The sequence below is a fragment of the Xanthomonas sp. 3793 genome (genome assembly GCF_024806835.1).
Taxonomy (GTDB): domain Bacteria; phylum Pseudomonadota; class Gammaproteobacteria; order Xanthomonadales; family Xanthomonadaceae; genus Xanthomonas; species Xanthomonas arboricola_F.
Genome location: NZ_JANTYU010000001.1, coordinates 844,823 through 861,638 on the forward strand (window position 1 = coordinate 844,823; position 16,816 = coordinate 861,638).

14 protein-coding genes are annotated in these 16,816 nt (G+C 65.1%); 5 read left to right on the forward strand and 9 right to left on the reverse strand.

The window, feature by feature from the left end; translation table 11 throughout:
- Positions 1 to 219 precede the first annotated feature (219 nt).
- Together FHY18_RS03530 and FHY18_RS03535 are read left to right on the forward strand one after the other, a co-directional pair.
- Positions 220 to 2,319, forward strand: coding sequence for a M13 family metallopeptidase (locus FHY18_RS03530; protein ID WP_259151260.1), 2,100 nt, complete (start codon positions 220 to 222; stop codon positions 2,317 to 2,319).
- A gap of 184 nt (positions 2,320 to 2,503) precedes the next feature.
- A complete protein-coding gene (locus tag FHY18_RS03535) occupies positions 2,504 to 4,516 on the forward strand; it encodes a M13 family metallopeptidase (protein ID WP_259151262.1) in 2,013 nt (670 codons plus the stop codon).
- A gap of 472 nt (positions 4,517 to 4,988) precedes the next feature.
- Here FHY18_RS03535 and FHY18_RS03540 read toward each other — a convergent pair whose 3' ends face one another.
- The 6 genes from FHY18_RS03540 to FHY18_RS03565 all read right to left on the reverse strand — a co-directional run bounded on the left by FHY18_RS03540 (position 4,989) and on the right by FHY18_RS03565 (position 11,149).
- Positions 4,989 to 5,690 (reverse strand): rhomboid family intramembrane serine protease, encoded by a 702-nt coding sequence (locus FHY18_RS03540; protein WP_259151264.1) that lies wholly within the window; start codon positions 5,688 to 5,690, stop codon positions 4,989 to 4,991.
- 40 nt (positions 5,691 to 5,730) lie between these two features.
- Positions 5,731 to 6,144, reverse strand: coding sequence for an MGMT family protein (locus FHY18_RS03545; protein ID WP_259151266.1), 414 nt, complete (start codon positions 6,142 to 6,144; stop codon positions 5,731 to 5,733).
- Positions 6,145 to 6,570: 426 nt separating this feature from the next.
- A complete protein-coding gene (gene gorA / locus FHY18_RS03550) occupies positions 6,571 to 7,941 on the reverse strand; it encodes a glutathione-disulfide reductase (protein ID WP_259151267.1) in 1,371 nt (456 codons plus the stop codon).
- Positions 7,938 to 9,188, reverse strand: coding sequence for an FAD-dependent oxidoreductase (locus FHY18_RS03555; RefSeq protein ID WP_259151268.1), 1,251 nt, complete (start codon positions 9,186 to 9,188; stop codon positions 7,938 to 7,940). The genes gorA and FHY18_RS03555 overlap by 4 nt, the downstream gene beginning before the upstream one ends.
- 6 nt (positions 9,189 to 9,194) lie before the next feature.
- Positions 9,195 to 10,439 carry a DUF418 domain-containing protein gene (locus FHY18_RS03560; protein WP_259151269.1) on the reverse strand — a complete coding sequence of 415 codons (1,245 nt, stop codon included), beginning with the start codon at positions 10,437 to 10,439 and terminating at the stop codon, positions 9,195 to 9,197.
- A gap of 230 nt (positions 10,440 to 10,669) precedes the next feature.
- Positions 10,670 to 11,149 (reverse strand): peptidylprolyl isomerase, encoded by a 480-nt coding sequence (locus FHY18_RS03565; RefSeq protein WP_259151271.1) that lies wholly within the window; start codon positions 11,147 to 11,149, stop codon positions 10,670 to 10,672.
- A 109-nt stretch (positions 11,150 to 11,258) separates the two neighbouring features.
- Here FHY18_RS03565 and FHY18_RS03570 point away from each other — a divergent pair, with 109 nt between their 5' ends.
- Positions 11,259 to 11,801: a C40 family peptidase gene (locus FHY18_RS03570; protein WP_259152485.1), complete on the forward strand. Its 543-nt coding sequence runs from the start codon at positions 11,259 to 11,261 to the stop codon at positions 11,799 to 11,801.
- A 109-nt stretch (positions 11,802 to 11,910) separates the two neighbouring features.
- Positions 11,911 to 12,660, forward strand: coding sequence for a C40 family peptidase (locus FHY18_RS03575; protein WP_259151273.1), 750 nt, complete (start codon positions 11,911 to 11,913; stop codon positions 12,658 to 12,660).
- A 345-nt stretch (positions 12,661 to 13,005) separates the two neighbouring features.
- Here the strand turns inward: FHY18_RS03575 and FHY18_RS03580 are convergent, their stop codons facing one another.
- A complete protein-coding gene (locus FHY18_RS03580; protein ID WP_259151275.1) occupies positions 13,006 to 13,497 on the reverse strand; it encodes an acyl-CoA thioesterase in 492 nt (163 codons plus the stop codon).
- Positions 13,498 to 13,821: 324 nt separating this feature from the next.
- Between FHY18_RS03580 and FHY18_RS03585 the strand changes: the two genes are divergently transcribed.
- Positions 13,822 to 14,553, forward strand: a complete 732-nt coding sequence (locus tag FHY18_RS03585; protein ID WP_259151276.1) for a hypothetical protein — start codon at positions 13,822 to 13,824, stop codon at positions 14,551 to 14,553.
- A 10-nt stretch (positions 14,554 to 14,563) separates the two neighbouring features.
- Here FHY18_RS03585 and FHY18_RS03590 read toward each other — a convergent pair whose 3' ends face one another.
- The gene (locus FHY18_RS03590) at positions 14,564 to 15,391 is read right to left on the reverse strand and encodes a class I SAM-dependent methyltransferase (RefSeq protein ID WP_259151277.1); all 828 of its coding nucleotides are present in this window, start codon (positions 15,389 to 15,391) and stop codon (positions 14,564 to 14,566) included.
- A gap of 9 nt (positions 15,392 to 15,400) precedes the next feature.
- Complete coding sequence (locus FHY18_RS03595) at positions 15,401 to 16,741, reverse strand: dicarboxylate/amino acid:cation symporter (RefSeq protein ID WP_259151278.1); 1,341 nt, start codon at positions 16,739 to 16,741, stop codon at positions 15,401 to 15,403.
- Between the last annotated feature and the right edge of the window lie 75 nt (positions 16,742 to 16,816).

Genomic DNA, 16,816 nt, shown 5'->3' on the forward strand with positions numbered 1-16,816 from the left:
GATCTTTCTTTTGGTTGACAGGTGACTCACGCTGGCCTGCCAGGTTTATTTCTAGTCACAACATTTCAACCAACGCCGCCCCAGCGGCGCGCTGTACGCCACTGGGCCTGCATGCACGACGGTATCGGCACACAAGCCTCAACAAAGCTCAACGCGTGCGCAGGCAAGGCCGCGCCCGCTTATGCTCAGCGTCCTTGTCCCTCACTGCGGCTGACGTTCATGCCATTGCTCAAGACTTCCACGCTCGCCTTTGCCCTGGTTGTGGCCCTGACATGCTGCAAGCGCAACGCCGAGGACACCGGCACGCAGGCAGACACCGCGCCCCGGACACCTGCGGCTGCCCCTGCTACTCCGGCAACGCCTGCGTTCGACATCAGCGAACTCGGCCCAGCAGCCAGCGCATGCCAGAACCTCGACGAATTCGTCAACGGCAAATGGGCGAACACCAATCCGATTCCGCCCGATCGCACCAGTTGGGGCGTGGACGAGATCCTGACCGAAAAAAGCATGGCCATTCAGCGCAACCTTGTTGAAACGGCCGCGCAGCCGGGAAAACCGGCAAATTCGCTGGAGCAAAAAATCGGCGCGCTCTATGCCGCCGGCATGGACGAAGCTGCCATCGAAGCGGCAGGCGCCCAGCCGATCCAGCCACAACTGGACACCATTGCCGCGTTGAAGTCAGGCAAGGATGTCGCCGGTTACATCATTGACCGTCATAGCGAAGGCGATGGACAGGTGTTCGGATTCGGTGCCGGCGCAGACTTCCACGATGCCGACATGCAGATCGCATTCACCCAGGAAGACGGCCTGGGCCTTCCAACCAAGGACTACTACACCGACGCCGAGCACGCATCGATCCGCGCCGCTTATCTTGCCTACATCGCCAAGTCGTTCGAACTCACCGGCAGTTCTGCCGACGTGGCCAAGACGCAGGCAAACGATGTGTTGGCACTCGAAACACGTCTGGCTGCCGCGTCGATGAAGCCGGTGGAGGCTCGTGAGCCGAAAAACCAGTATCGCCTGGTCAGTCTCGCCGAGGCAGACAAGCTCACGCCGCACTTTCCGTGGAAAGACTTCTTCGCCACCCAGGGCGTGGAGGTCGGCAAGGGCTTCTCGCTGGCGCAGCCGCGCTTTTTCGCTGCGTTCGATCACGAACTGGCCACTGCGCCGATCGCGCAGTGGCAAGCTTATCTGCGCTTCCATGCGATTGATGAAGCAGCCGCGCAGCTCAGCAAGGCATTCGTCGACAATCGCTTTGCTTTCTACGGCAAGACCCTCTCCGGGCAGCCAGAGCAACTTCCGCGCTGGAAGCGCGTCCTGCGCGCGGTCAATGGCGCAATGGGCGAAGGCGTGGGTCAACTCTACGTTGCCAAGGTATTTACGCCCGAGGCCAAGCAACGTGCCAGCGAACTGGTGGACAACGTCCGCGCCGCACTCAAGACACGCATCGAGAACGTCGACTGGATGAGCACGGAAACTAGGGACAAGGCCATCGCCAAGTGGAACACCTTCCTGCCCAAGATCGGCTATCCGGACGCCTGGCGTGACTGGTCCGGGTTGGAGATCGTCCCCGGCGCGTATTACCGCAATCTGCAGGCAGCGGCCAAGTTCAACCATCGCTACGACATCGCGCAGATCGGTAAACCGACTGACCGCAAACGCTGGCAGATGACCCCGCAGACGGTCAACGCGTATTACGACCCCAGCACCAACTCCATCAATTTCCCCGCGGCGATCCTGCAACCGCCGTACTTTGACGCCAGCGCGGACGATGCGTTGAACTACGGCGGCATCGGCGCGGTGATCGGCCACGAGGCGACCCACGGTTTCGACGACCAGGGCAGCCAGTTCGATGGTGCAGGCAATAACGTCAACTGGTGGACGGCCGAGGATCGACGCAAGTTCGAGCAGCGCAGCGCGCAGCTGGTCAAGCAGTTCGATGCCTATACCCCACTACCCAAACACCCGACGCTGCACGTCAACGGCAAGCTCACCCTGGGTGAAAATATTGCCGACCTGGGCGGCACCAACGTGGCTTACGACGCGCTGCAAACCGCCCTGCACCAGCATCCCGAGCGGGCAAAGTCGGTCGACGGCTACAGTCCCGATCAACGTTTCTTTCTGGCCTTTGCGCGCAGCTGGCGTCAACGCGTACGCGAGCAACAGCAGATGGTCTACCTGGCCTCGGACCCGCATGCGCCCAGCAACCTGCGCGCCATCGCGCCGCCTTCGAACATGCCGCAGTTCGCCAGCGCATTCGCCTGCAAGCCGGGCGATGCGATGGTGCGGCCCGAGAAGGACCGCGTGGTGATCTGGTAAGCCCGCGCAGCCAGCAGCTGCAAGCGCTTCCAGCACAGTGGCAGCACGCACAGGCCCGCACACGCGGGCCTGTCGCATTCATGCAGACGGCCGGTACCGATGACAAACGGCGGCGGGCGCCCGCCTGTACGAGGCGCAGCCTTGCTAAACTCCGCCGACTTTACTCTGGCCACCCTTCTTCTCGATGCCCACCATTCGCCCGCTTGCCCTCGCTCTTGGCTTCAGCCTGATCACGCTGCTGTCCGCTCCCGACGCCGACGCCGCTCGCAAGAAGAAGGCAGCTCCCAAGGCCCCGGCCGTCTCCGCGGCCTGCACCGATTTCTACGACTACGCCAACGCCGGCTGGCTGAAAGCCAATCCGGTCCCGCAGGCTGGCGCCGTGACGGCGCTGGGCCAGCTGTCCGAGCGTGCCCTGCAGCAGCAGCGCGAACTGCTGGACGCCTCGATGAAGGCTCCGCAGGGCAACGTGCAGAAGCTGCTCGGCGATTTCTGGGCCAGCGGCCTGGATGAGGCGGCGGTGGAAAAGGATGGCTCCAATCCGATCGCCCCCTTGCTGTCGCGCATCGACGCGATCAAGAAGGCCAAGGATGTGCCCGCTTCGATCGCCGCGTTGCATCAGGTCGGCATTCCGGTCGGCTTCAACTTCGGTCCGGACGTGGACCTGAAGGCGCTGGACCGCCACATCGGCTATTTCATGCAGGGCGGCATGGGCCTGCCGGATCCGGCGTTCTACACCCGCACCGATGCCGACACCCAGGCGCTGATGGGCCGCTACCGCGCCTACGTCAAGCAGATCCTGGCGCTGACCGGCACACCGGCCGACAAGCTCGACGCCGATGCCGCCTCGGTACTGCAGATCGAAACCGCATTGGCGCGTAGCGCGCAGTCGGTGCAAGGCATCAACAACCCGTTCAACAACTACGCTCCGATCGCCACCAAGGAGCTGACCAAGCAGTACAAGAACCTGCGTCTGGCCGACTTCCTGGAAGCGCAGGGCGTCAAGGACGACCTGGTGTCGATGGCCGACCCGGCCATGTTCAAGCAGCTCGACAGCATGATCGTCAGCATCAAGCCGGAACAGTGGAAGGCCTACCTGCGCTGGCGCGTGGGCGATGCGATGGCGCCGTACCTGTCCAAGAGCTTCCACGATGCCGAATACCAGTTCCGCGGCCGTCTGCTGCGTGGCGATGCCCTGCCGCCGCAGCGCTGGCAGCAAGTGCTGGACGCGATCAATATCGCTGCCGGCCCGATGCTCGGTCGCGAATACGTGGCGCGTTACCTGAGCAGCGACACGCGCCGCCAGGCCGAAGCCATCGCCGACCAGGTGCGCGACGCGCAGCTGGCCGCGCTGGAGCGCACCGGCTGGGGCAACGGCGAAGTGATCGCCGAAGCCAAGGCCAAGCTGGCCGCGATGAAGATCGAAGTCGGCGCACCGCGCCGCGATCTGGATTACACCGTGCAGCCGATGGGCCGCGGCAGCTTCGGCGGCAACATGCTGATCGCCTCGACCTGGCGTCACCGCGAGGAGATGAAGCGCATCGGCAAGGGCAACGCCGACCGTCGCTGGGACGTGCTGCCGCAGCAGCCGGCAGTGGCCTACGACATTGCACAGAACCGCCTGATCGTCACCGCGGCCGTATTGCAGGCACCGGTGCTGACCACCGGCAGCACCCCGGCGGCCCAGTACGGCGCCTACGGCGCGCTGGTCGCGCACGAACTCACCCGTGCGATCGATGCCAAGGGATCGCTGGTCGACGCCAAGGGCGAGCTGCGCAGCTGGTGGACACCTGCCGAAAAGAGCAGCTGGAGCCAGCTGACCGGCAAGGTCGCCAACCAGTTCGCTGCCTATCCGTACCCGGGCGTGCCCAACGTCAAGGTCAACGGCGCGCAGACCGCCGAAGAAAACCTTGCCGACCTGGCCGGCGTCGAACTGGCCCTGCAGGCCTTCAGCAAGGCGCAACCGGCAGCCACCGAGGCCGACAAGCAGGCGTTCTTCACTGCCTGGGCCGGCCTGTGGGCACAGCAGCTGTCGCCGAACGAAGCGGTGCAGCGCGCAAGCGCCGACATCCGCGCACCAGGCCAGTGGCGCAGCAACGGCCCGCTGTCCAACCTGCCGGAATTCGGTGCAGCCTTCAGCTGCAAGGCTGGCCAGCCGATGCAGCGCGTGGACGCAGACCAGATCAAGATCTGGCGCTGAGTCCCGGCACGATCGGCAAAAAGTCGGCAACAAAAAAGAGCGCGGATTCCGCGCTCTTTTTCTGTTTTGGGCATTCGTGACGGAAATGCTTGATCTGTCTTTCGCTTGATCTGCTTCGGATTGATTTGCGCTTTGCTCAATCCATCTTTGCTTGATCTACATGGCTCGATCTGCTTTTCGCCTGATCGCCTTTCGCTGATCCGCTTTCCGCTAGATCTGCTTTCTGCCCAGCCAAATCTCCCCTCTGACCAGCATTCCAGCCAGCCCTTGCTCGGGGTGCATTCCGACCTGCACGCTGCCCGGCCCACTGGTCGCCCTATGCAGCAGCGGCACACCTGCTTCCGACGACATGCCGCCCGCCATCTTGCTCTCGTAGGAGCGGCCTTGGCCGCGATGAAGCATTACCGGCAACGTCAATCGCAGCCAGCGTCACTGCCACGAATCAGGCCGCCCCGGTAAACCGTCGTCTGACTCAGCGCACCACGCGCAGCGGCGGCTTGCGCCCCTTTCCGCCACCACCCTTGCGGCCACCGCTGCCGCCAAACGGTGACTGGCCGCGCCAATAGCGGATCATCAGCCAGCCGAACAGCATGCCGCCCAGGTATGCGAAATACGTTATCGCCGATCGCTGACCCAATAAGCCCAGCATCACTTCGGTAATGCCAACCACGATGACCAAGGTCCTGGCCTTCATGGGAATCGGCGGAAACAACAGCATCACGCGCTGATTGGGGAACAGCATGCCATAGGCGAACAACAGCCCAAACACGGCACCGGACGCGCCCACGACCGGTGCACCGCCTCCGGTGATCCACGCCATCAGCAGCTGGCACACGCCCGCGCCGGCCACACATACCAAGTAGTAGGTCAAAAAGCGCTTCTGGCCCCAGGTCAGCTCCAATGGTGCGCCGAACATGAACAGTACCAGCGCGCTGAAAAACAGTTGATTGAAACCGCTTTGCAGAAACGCATAGGTCAACAACTGCCACGGCATGAAGCTGGCGCCCGGCGAGAACGCATCAAAGCCGTCGGAAATCGGCCACAGCATGAGCCACGACAAGGTGGAGTCCGATGGCAACACCCCAACCCCCAGATCGCCCAGGGCCCATTGCAGCAGGAACAGGCCGATATTGGCGATCAACAGTGCTTTGGTAACGGGCGGCAATTGAGGCATGGCGGCATCCTTCTGAATGCTGCCAATGATAACGGCAGCGTTATGAAGGACCCCACACGGCCGCATCCAGCCGCTGCGCAGCGCTGGCTCGGCGCACCCGCCCCTGTACCACCGGCACCCCCTCGGCACGCAGCCGCTGGCATTGCTCGTGGTAGCCAGGCGACCCCGACGGCAACGCAATGCGACCATCGCTACGAAGCACGCGATGCCAGGGCAGATCCGGATCGTCATTGCCACTGAGCACGCGCGCCACCAGGCGCGCACGCCCAGGCAACCCGGCACGTGCAGCGACCTCGCCGTAGCCGGCAACCTGACCGGCAGGAATGGCGCCGATGACGTCAAGAATCCGCAGCCGCGCCTGCTCACCTGAGGGCGCTGCCGGCGTTGACGCGAAACAGGCGGCGGACTTGGCAGATGCGAACGGACGCGAAGATGGCTGGCGGGGTCTGGACATCAGACAAGAATGCCAGCAGACGCGACTCAATGCCGGCCGGGCCGCCGCGCTTGTGCGACCAAGCGCGTCATCCAAGGCTGTCTCGACGAAAACGCTCAACGGCCCCTCTCCCGCCGGGAGAGGGGTTAGGGTAGGGTGCGGGCCAAGCGATGCAGAGCAAAACGGCTAGCCGCTCAACACAGCGCGCAACAGTGCATGAGCACAAGGCCGGTCTCGCCAAACGCAGAGCCAGTGTTGCCTACCACTTTCTTGATGGCCAACCCTCACCCCAATCCCGCTCCTGGCTGGAGCCGGGCCCTAGTTGCGGTTGGCGGTTGGCGCTGCGCCCTCTGCTTGCACTCGCGCCCCGCCTGCCTTCCTTTGCGCCACTTCCACCGTTGCCCTGCCGCAGACAGCTGACGCTCCCACCCACTCCACACCAATGCATCAATGCATCAACACGATCTCTTCCGACGAGGTAGGGTGGATCGCCACGGTCTCGTCGAAGTCGCGCTTGGTGGCGCCCATTTTCACTGCCACGGCAAAGCCCTGCAGCATTTCGTCGGCGCTTTCGCCAAGCAGATGTACGCCGACCACACGCTCCTCGTCGCCCACGCAGACCAGCTTGAACAGACTGCGTTGCGGCGCATCGGCCAGCGCATGCAGCATCGGGCGGAAGTTGCTGCGATACACGCGTACCGCGCCACCGTAACGCGCGCGCGCCTGTTCTTCGGTGAGTCCGACATGGCCAAGCGGCGGATGCGAGAACACCACGCTCGGCACGCCTTCGTAGTCCATGCGCGCATCCGGTTGATTGCCGAACAACCGGTCCATCAATTTACGCCCGGCCGCAATCGCCACCGGCGTCAGCCCGACCTTGCCGCCGACATCGCCGATGGCATGGATGTTGGGCACCGTGGTGGTCTGACCGTCATCCACCACCACCTCGCCCTTCTCGCCCACCGCCACACCCACGGCGTCCAGACCCAGACCTGCGGTGTTGCCGCGTCGGCCGATGGCGAAGAACACCTTGTCGAACACGTCGTTTCCCTGCTCGCGCGGGTGCGCCGGATGGCCATGCACGCGCAGCCCACCTCGAGCATCGCGCTCAAGGCCGGTGGTGGTGAAACCGAAGTGCAGGCGCACGCCCAGGTGGCGCAGGTTGTCGGCCAACTGCTGCGTCAGTTCCGCATCGAAGCGTTCCAGCAACCGGTCGCCCTGTACATACAGATGCACACGACTGCCGAGCGCCTGCAGCAGGCCGGCGATTTCCACCGCGATATAGCCGCCGCCGATGATCGCCACGTGCGCAGGCGCATGACAGAGATTGAAGAAATCGTCGGAGACCTCGCCATGCTCGGCGCCTTCCACATTGGGGCGCAACGGATGCGCACCGGTTGCGATCACAATGTGCTCGGCCGTCACCGCCACCCCATCGCCCCCCATGATGGTATGGCGGTCCTGCAGCACGCCGCGTTGCGGAATCAGCACCACGCCGTCTTCGTCGAGCCGACGCCGATAGCTGGCGTGGATGTTGGCGATATAGCCCTGCCGATGGGTGACCAGCTCCTGCCACTGCAGCGCCGGCCGCGGCACGTCGAAACCGAGCGCGCTGGCGAGCTCGATCTTGCCGGCCAGATCGGCTGCCAACCACATCGCTTTTTTCGGCACGCAACCAAGATTGACGCAGGTGCCGCCCAACGCATCAGGCTCCATGATCGCCACGCGTGCGCCGTGCTTTGCCGCGCGAAATCCCGCCGCCAAACCACCGGAACCGCCGCCTAGAATCACCACGTCGTAGTCGTAACGCGCACTCATTCGTAGCGCTCCGCCCGGTAGGGATGCGGGTCCAGCGCAGGTGCGCGGCCCGTGATCAGGTCGGCCATCAGTTGTCCACTTGCAGTACTCATGCTGATTCCGAGCATGCCATGTCCAGCTGCGAGCCAGACGTGAGGACGGCCAGGTATTGCGCCCAGCACCGGCACATCGTCCCAGGTCATTGGCCGCCATCCATACCAACGCTCGATCACCGCCGGCCCGCGGGGCGCATGCAGATAGTCGGCCGCCGCGCGCTCCAGCGCTGCCAGGCGGGTGGGATTGAGCTGCGTGTCATGACCGGAAAATTCCATCGTGCTGCCGATCCGCAAACGATCACGCCAGGGCACCACGAACACCCAGCGATCCTTCAGCACCACCGGGCGACGCGGCATCAGAGGTGGCGCGCTGTAGGTGATCGAATAGCCCTTGCCGGCCTGCACCGGCAGGCGCAGGCCAAGCCGTGCCGCCAGCAACGGCGACCACGGCCCGGTGGCGATCACCACTTCGCGTGCGTACAGCGTGCCATGTGCGGTCCGCACGCAGACCGCCGAGGGCTCGGCAACCACAGCCTCCACGCGACAGTGCTCATCGAGTTGCGCACCTTGCGCGCGCAATATCCTGACCAGCTCGGCGGTGTAGCGCTCCGGGCGCAGATGCGCGTCTCCCGGAAAGTGGATCGCGCCGGCAATCCCCTCGCGGAACGCCGGATCCTGCCGCGTGTAATCGGCGCCTTCGATCACCTGTGCCTGGATTCCCCACTGCGCCAGCAGCGCGCATTCTTCCCGATACTTCGCAAAGCGGCGCGCATCGCCGAACACATAGTCCAGCCCGTCGGTGCGGAACTCGCACTCCAATGCATAGCGCGCCACCCAGTCGTCCAGGCGCTGGCGCGCATCTTGCAGCAAGGCCGCACGCGCCTGTGCACTGGACTGCCAGTCGCGCGCATTGCACCGCCGCGCAAACCGCAGCAGCCAGTGCCACAGCGCCGGGTCCAGACGCGGTGGGATGTACAGCGGCGCATCCGGCGTCAGCATCCATTTCAGCGCCTGCGCGATCATGCCCGGTGCCGCCAACGGCGGCGCATGGCTGGGCGTGATGGTGCCGCAGTTGCCATGCGAGGTGGCAGCGCCCAGCGCTCCGGCATCGAGAACACGCACCTGCCGGCCCGCCTCCAGCAACGCCAGCGCCGTGGCCAGCCCGATCGCGCCGGCGCCGATCACCACAACGTCCTCGCGCCCGCCAGCCATTGGGTGCTAGTGGCCGCGCGCGTTGCTGCGCCGCATCGGCGGGACCCGCAGATAGGTTGCGCTGCGCCACACCCACTCCACCGGCCCGAAGCGGAACCAGTGCAACCACGCCTGGCTTGCCACCACCTGCAGGGCAAACAGCCCCACCGCGAACGGCAGCTGCCACAGGCGCGGCAGCTGTTCGAAATAGCCCAGCCCGTAGCCGTAGAAGATCCAGCTGCACAGCAGCGACTGCAACAGATAGTTGCTCAATGCCATACGGCCGGCCGGCGCAAGCCAGGCCAGATGCGAGGCAAAGCGCACCACCCACGCGGCGTAGCCCAGGCTCATCAGCGGCCCGGCTACCAACGCCAGCGCGAACGCGCCGGACAGGCGCATGCTCAACCGCGCCGGGTCCATCCAGGGCTCCACGGCATAACTCAGCAGCATCACGCCCAACCCAAGCGGTAAGGCGCCGTAGCGCAGCACCCGGAACAGCCGTGGGAAGCGCTCGGGCGCGGCAATCGCGCCACTGCGCACGAACCAGCTGCCCAGCAGAAACATGCCGAGCATGGCCGGGCCGTTGATGCTCAGCCCGCTCATCGCTTCGCGCAGATCGTGCCAGCGCTGCGCAGTGGCCTGCAGGTAAGTGCCGTGTCCAAGTGCAGCGCGCTGTGCCTGCACATTGGCCACGGCCTGCTGCGCAACATCGGCCATGGCCGATTTCCAGTCCACCGCCGATGCCGGAGCGGCCTGCATCATCGCACCGGCAACGCCGTACAACAGCACCAGGGCCGGCGCGCACAGGTACACCAGCGCGGCAAGCCACGGCAGCGTCACGGTCGGCGCATTGCGAGCGCCCAGCAGCAACACCGCCAGCAAGGCATAGGTCACCAGAACGTCGCCCGACCACAGCAGCACCGCATGCGCCAGACCGATGACCAGCAAGCCGGCCGTGCGCCGCAGATACATGCCGAAAAACCCGCGCCCGGCACGTTCGGCGCGCTGCGCCATCACCGCAAACCCCATGCCGAACAACATCGAAAACAGCGGGTAGAACTTGCCCTGCACAAAAATGTAGACCAGCGCATCGGCTACGCGATCGGCGCCGTGCCAATGCGGCTCCACGCCGCTCAGCGCCAGATCCAGCGGACCGACAAAGGCCTCGATGTTCATCAGCAAGATGCCGAGCAACGCAAAGCCGCGCAGGACGTCCAAGACGACGATGCGCTCGGTCGCGGCAATGGGTAACAGCAGATCGCGTGGTGTCATCGCAGCTCGGGCAACCGGATGCGGCGTTGCGCACCGCAGAAAGCAGACGGCCCGCCGAGGAGCGGGCCGTCAGGAAGACAGCCATCGCGGGCTGCGGCCACCACCACGTTGGGCGTCACCACCAGCCGGCTGCAGGTGGCATGCAGACCTCAGCGTGCGCCCGCAGTGCTTGCTGGCGGCTGGCCGGGCGTACCCAGCCAGCGGCCGCACAGTGGCATTGACCGCCGCGCTTAGTGATGATGACCGCCGTCGCCGTGCACGTGGCCATGGTCGCGCTCTTCCTGCGTGGCTTCGCGCACTTCGACGATTTCCACGTCGAAGTGCAGGTCCTTGCCGGCCATCGGGTGGTTGAGGTCGACGTCGACCACGCTCATGCCGACCTTCTGCACGGTGACCGCGCGCGGGCCGAAGTTGGTCTGCAGCACCACCTGGGTGCCCGGGACCAGCTTGGTGGCGCCGAAGTGCTTCTTGGGCACGCGCTGGCTCAGGCCTTCGCGGTATTCGCCGTAGGCCTCGGTGGCCTTGACGTCCACGCCGAAGCTCTCGCCGGCTTGCTTGTCCATCATGGCCGCTTCCAGACCCGGGATGATGTTGCCGTGGCCGATCATGATCGCCAACGGGTCGCGCTCCTTGGAGCTTTCGATCGGCTCCTGGCCAATCTCCGAAACGGTGTAGTGGAAGCGGACGACGCTGTCTTTTTCGATCTTCATGCCTGGCTCTGGATAGGCTGCCCGGTGGCAGACGGTGGAGGACGGCTTGTCGGCCGCCGGGTGCGCCGCCATCATGGCGACCTTTCGAACCGCCCATTATCCCGGCTCCATGCATATCACGCCAGTTGTCGCCGCCCGCGCCCATCGCGCCGCGGCCTGTCTGTTGCTGAGCCTCGTCCTGCTGGGCGGCTGCTCGTCGAAGGCGCCGGTTCGGCGACCTTCTGCCCCGCCGCCGTCGGCACGCGTGTGGCCCCAGGTACCGCCTGCCGATCCCGCTGCGGCCAACAACATCCTGATGCGTGCGCTGGGGCTGGTCGGCACCCCGTACCGGTTCGGCGGCAATACGCCTGAGACCGGTTTCGACTGCAGCGGCCTGGTCACCTATGTCTACAAGGATGTGCTGGCGCTGTCGTTGCCGCGCACCTCGCGTGACCTGGCCGCGATTCAGGGCCCGCGGATCCCGCCCGAGAAGCTGGCCACCGGGGATCTGGTGTTCTTCGGCGCCGGCGGAAACGTGAGCCATGTGGGCATTTATGTGGGTGAAGGCCGCTTCGTGCATGCGCCGACCACTGGCGGTACCGTCCGCTTGGATTTTCTCGATGGCGCCTATTGGCGTGACCATTATTCAGGTTCAAAGCGGGTTTTACATTGAAATGTGATGCCCATCACAAGTAATAAAACGGAAAGTTAACTTTTTTTGAACGTAACGATTCGTTCACCAGGGCATCATCCCGCATCGACAGCAGAATTGTGATTCCCGCGTGACGAACGACGAACAGATCAAAACTGGCGCCGCACCGCTTCCGCTCCGGAAACCGCTCCGCCTGCTATGCGTCACCGCTCTCTGGATTGCCGCGCTGCCCGCTCTGGCGCAGACCGCCACTACCGCCCCATCCGCTCCGCAGACAACCACGCCAGACAGCGCCGTCGCCGCCGAGAAAGCCGCAACCCGCAGCCGCGCCGACGCCGCTGCCACCGCTACCCTGGCCGCCCTGCTTCCGCACCTGGCCGCCAATGACGCCATTCCGCTGATGGACCGCTCGGCGATGTTCGCCGGGGACCTCAGCCGCCTGCTCGCCAATTACGATGTCTCGCAGAGCGCGGCCAATGCTGCGCAGAACGCCGTTGCCGACAGTCGCGTGCAGGTGATCCTGCAGCGTGCCATGGCCCTGCTCGGCACCCCCTATGTGTGGGGCGGCGAGTCCACCGAAGGTTTCGATTGCAGCGGTCTGGTCGGCTACGTCTTCAAGACGGCGCTGGGCATCGACCTGCCGCGCGTCTCGCGCGATATCGCCCGCGACGAATCGGCCGAACTGATCAAGGACCCGAACGCACTGAAGGCCGGCGATCTGGTGTTCTTCGGCAAGCGCGGCCGCATCGATCATGTCGGCCTGGTGGTCGGCGACGGCAAGTTCCTGCACGCGCCCAGCCGCGGCAAGGACGTGCGCGTGGATTCGCTGGCCAGCGGTTACTGGAGCGAGAAGTTCATCCAGGCGCGCCGGGTGCTGTGACCCTGCCTGCCGTGAACGCCTCAGAAAGCCGCGGCAGATCCGCGGCTTTTTTTGTGCCCATTGTCACCGAGACGGTCATGTGACTGCCGCGTGGCAGCCGCGACTGCCAACGTTCCCGCAGCTGGCCTGTCAGCGCTCGTAACAGCACCCGGCGTCGGCGGCGTCGATGCATCGGGCCAATCGCCAGGTCCAGCGCTACTCCGCCTGGAGCAGCCAACAAACGGCTGTGCTGCCGCCGAGCGGATGTTGCCGGGGCTCGTTGCGGCATCCACCGCTCGTCCCCGCCGGTCTGAGCGCGTCGTCCGCACTCACCTGTCCCTGCGCGCGCCGTTCTGTTGGCCGTTCTCAGCCGGACGTATCGGCTTTGTAGTGGGCCATGGTGTCCTCGATGCCCTTGCTCAGCTCCATCACCTTGAGCGCGTATTCGGCCAGGCGCTGATCCTCGGGCGTGTCAGGCCGCCAGGACGGCACTTCCACCGGCGTGACACCATCCGGGTCCATTGCCACGAACACGATGATGCAGTGGGTGCACAAGCGCGAATCGCCGCCCATCGGGCTGCGCGCACGCACATCGATGGCGAAATGCATGCTGCTGCGCCCGGTATAGACCAGCTTGGCCGACACCGCGACCAGATCGCCGATCCGTACCGGCGCCACAAAGCGGATCCCGCCCACCGCCACCGTCACGCAGTAATGCCCACTCCAACCGCTGGCCGCAGCAAAGCCGACCTGGTCGATCCACTTCATCACCACCCCGCCATGCACCTTGCCGCCGAAGTTGACGTCGCTGGGCTCGGCCAGAAAACGAAATGTCAGGTCACGTTGTTGGCCAATCACTGCACGCTCTCGCAAGGGGATGAACCGAAAGTGTGCCATGCGCGCGGGTTGAAGGGATTCGCCCCGCGTACTCGGATGCGCCAACGCACAGCGCCTCCCTGCGCTTGCTTTGCAGGTTCCCACGCCCGCAGCATGTGGTGACGAAGCCTACACAGCCCCCAGGCCGTTGAGCAATCGCTTGCGCGCTCCGGACCGGCAAGCGCCGCATCGACCACCGGTCCCTGGACATGTGGCCTGTCTGCAGCGGAGCGCGTGCACGCGTCATCGAAAGTCACTTACCCTCGGCATCCGGGCAAGGCTGCCGGCAGCAGGAGGCATCGCGTCATGTCGGACCGAAGACGATTCACCATCGAGCATGCAAGGCGGCATCTGGAACGCGACGGTTGGCCGCGCCTGCAGATGAGCGCCATCGTGTTGATCACGGCAACAGGCGGGATGCTGGCCTCGTTCCTGCTGCGCAATGCAGGCGTGAACGCGATGGTGGTGCGCTACCCGATGGCGACGCTGGTTGCCTATGGCCTGTTCCTGCTGCTGATGTGGGCATGGGTGCGCTGGCGCAACGAGGTGGATGGCGAGTTGGTGAGCGACTGCGTCGACCTCGGCAGCAGCGTGGCGCAGGACACCTCGGGATGGGCCGGCCACGGCGGCAACTCCGGCGGCGCAGGTGGTTCCGGCACGTGGAGCGCGCCATCCGGATCCACCCCGGATGTTTCGGGCGACAGCGAACTCACCGACGTTGTCGATGGCGAAGCCGGACTGCCGATCCTGGCGATTCTGGCAGTGCTGGCCGCCGCCGCGGTCGCCATCGTCGCTGCCGCCTGGGTGGTATGGTCGGCGCCGGTATTGATGGCCGAGCTTCTGGTGGACGCGGCGCTGGCAGGCGGGCTGTATCGACGCATGCGCGGCGTGCAGGCGCAAGGCTGGTGGTGGTTGTGCGTTCGCCACACGCTATGGCCGCTGATCGGCGTGCTGACGTTCTTCATCGTGGTCGGCGCGGTCGCGCAGCACCGGGCGCCTCCAGCAACGACGTTGCTGGAGGCCATGCAAGGGCGATGACCCCGCCGAGTTACCGTCCCCGGTTGTCCTGCTTGCGAAGACACAACCATGGAAAATGCGGCTGGCGCAGCTTGAGCATGCGGCGCACACGCGCACGCGCACGACGCGGATCGAACAACCATTGCACTGCGAACGCGTCGAAGGCGGCGTAGGTGTGCTGGTGATAGTGCCCGGCCAATGCAGGCACGCCCAGGCCGGTGAAATAGCGCAGGCTGCGTGCAGCGCTTTGGTCGGCGCGGTGCCGGTCTGGGTACAGCGGGCTGTCGAGGATGTGCAACTCGCCGCCGTCGCGCAGCTGCGCAAGCAGGTGGCGCACCAGGGCGGCAGGATCCGGGAAATACTGGATGCACGCCGGCACCACGATGACGTCGAAGACATCGTGCGGCAGCGCAAAGGTCTGGATATCGGCAGCGACAAAACTCAGCCGTTGGTCGTGGCCGAACACGCGCGCGGCCTGCGTGAGTTCGGTGCGATTGACGTCCACGCCGCACACGTCGCGCTGCAGCGATTGCGCCAGCAGCTGCGATAGCCAGCCGTTGCCGCACCCCAGCTCGAGAATGGCGCCCTCACCGCCGCGTGCCTGCAGGTGCCGCACCAGCAATCTGCTGGACAGCGCGCGCACCTGCCATTCCAGGCTGGCACCGAGCTTGCCGCTGGGGCGCGGCAGGCTGCGCACCTGCGCATCGGTATACAGCCGGCCTTCCTGGCGCCGCACCTCCAGATAGCGATCCTCGAACGGATCTTCGGCAAGCGTGCGTTGAACGAACACGCCATCCACGCTGTCAAGCTCGGGCAGTTGCGCCAGGCGCTCACGCAATACGGGCAATCCAACCGTCATGCGTTGCGCTCAGCGCAGCGGCTTGGCGCTGTCGGCCGGCGGATCTTCCAGCCCCACGTTGGTGGATGCCGATTCATAGACCGCCTTGTCCAGCAAGCCGGTTTCCTTGGCCACCAGCACCGGCACCAGCATCTGCCCGGTGACGTTGGTCATGGTGCGCATCATGTCGAGGATGCGGTCGATGGCGTACAGATACCCGATCACTTCCAGCGGCAGGTTGGCCGCGCTCAACACCACCGTGGCCATGATCACCGCAGTGCCTGGCACACCGGCCGTGCCGAAACTGCCCAGCACCGAGGCGATCAACACCACGAAGTATTGGTTGGCCGTCAATGGCACGCCGGTGTATTGGGCGATGAATACCGCACACAGCGCCGGGTAGATCGCGCCGCAGCCGTCCATCTTGATGCTGGCGCCCAGCGGTACCGCAAACGCGGCATAGTCCTTGCTGACCCCCAGATTGTGGGTGATCGAACGCATCGCCACCGGCATCGCGGCAAAGCTCGACGAACTGACGAAGGCCACCTGCATGCCAGGCGCCGCACCACGGAAGAACTTCCACGGGTTGAGCCCATGCGCCAGCAACAGGCTGCTGTAGACCACCAGGATATGGATGGCGCAGGCCACATACAGCGCGAGCACGAAACTGCCGAAGGGCAGCAACTTTGTGAAGCCGTAGCTGCCCACCAGGCCGGCAATCAGGCCGAAGGTGCCCAGCGGGGTCATCTCCAGCACGAAGCGCGTCACCTGGATCATGATGTCGCTCAACTGCCCGGTGAGCTTGCGCGCCTCGGCCACCCGCTCGCCGAGCTTGACCATCGCAAAGCCGAGCAACGCGGCGAAGAAGATCACCGGCAGGATCGAGCCGCGCCCGGCCGCCAGCACGGTTTCGCCGGCCGCATTGGTCTTGGTACCGATGCCGGTCAATGCATAGAACGGGTTGGACGGCACCACGTCCAGCAACACCTTGATCGGGCTGGGCACATCGCGCGGCTTCCACGCCGAGTCCACGCTCAGGCTGAAGTGCCCGGCACCCGGCTGCATGATCGTGCCCACCGCAAGCCCGATGCCGACCGCCAGAGCGGCTGTGATCACGAACCACAGGAAGGTGCGGCCGCCGAGCGCGGCGACGGATTTTTGCCCGTGCAACGAGGAGATCGCATTGATCACCGCGAAGAACACCAGCGGGATCGCGATCATCTTGATCAGGGTGACATACAGATCACCGAGGGGGCCGAACCACACATCGGCCGCCGGGCCCATCAACGCCCCGGCAATCGCGCCGAGAACGAAGCCGGCCACCACGCGCTGCCAGAACGGAATGCGCAACCAGGCCGCAACCAGTCTCATGTCGTCGAATCATCCGGGGGGAGAGTGCATGCACCTTAGCGCAGGCCTGCCTTGCCCGCGAGGCCACGACTGGAA

Coding starts and splice junctions, on each gene's coding strand:
- FHY18_RS03530 (WP_259151260.1), top strand. CDS start 220: ATGCCATTGCTCAAGACTTCCACGCTCGCCTTTGCCCTGGTTGTGGCC.
- FHY18_RS03535 (WP_259151262.1), top strand. CDS start 2,504: ATGCCCACCATTCGCCCGCTTGCCCTCGCTCTTGGCTTCAGCCTGATC.
- FHY18_RS03540 (WP_259151264.1), bottom strand. CDS start 5,690: ATGCCTCAATTGCCGCCCGTTACCAAAGCACTGTTGATCGCCAATATC.
- FHY18_RS03545 (WP_259151266.1), bottom strand. CDS start 6,144: ATGTCCAGACCCCGCCAGCCATCTTCGCGTCCGTTCGCATCTGCCAAG.
- gorA (WP_259151267.1), bottom strand. CDS start 7,941: ATGAGTGCGCGTTACGACTACGACGTGGTGATTCTAGGCGGCGGTTCC.
- FHY18_RS03555 (WP_259151268.1), bottom strand. CDS start 9,188: ATGGCTGGCGGGCGCGAGGACGTTGTGGTGATCGGCGCCGGCGCGATC.
- FHY18_RS03560 (WP_259151269.1), bottom strand. CDS start 10,439: ATGACACCACGCGATCTGCTGTTACCCATTGCCGCGACCGAGCGCATC.
- FHY18_RS03565 (WP_259151271.1), bottom strand. CDS start 11,149: ATGAAGATCGAAAAAGACAGCGTCGTCCGCTTCCACTACACCGTTTCG.
- FHY18_RS03570 (WP_259152485.1), top strand. CDS start 11,259: ATGCATATCACGCCAGTTGTCGCCGCCCGCGCCCATCGCGCCGCGGCC.
- FHY18_RS03585 (WP_259151276.1), top strand. CDS start 13,822: ATGTCGGACCGAAGACGATTCACCATCGAGCATGCAAGGCGGCATCTG.
- FHY18_RS03590 (WP_259151277.1), bottom strand. CDS start 15,391: ATGACGGTTGGATTGCCCGTATTGCGTGAGCGCCTGGCGCAACTGCCC.
- FHY18_RS03595 (WP_259151278.1), bottom strand. CDS start 16,741: ATGAGACTGGTTGCGGCCTGGTTGCGCATTCCGTTCTGGCAGCGCGTG.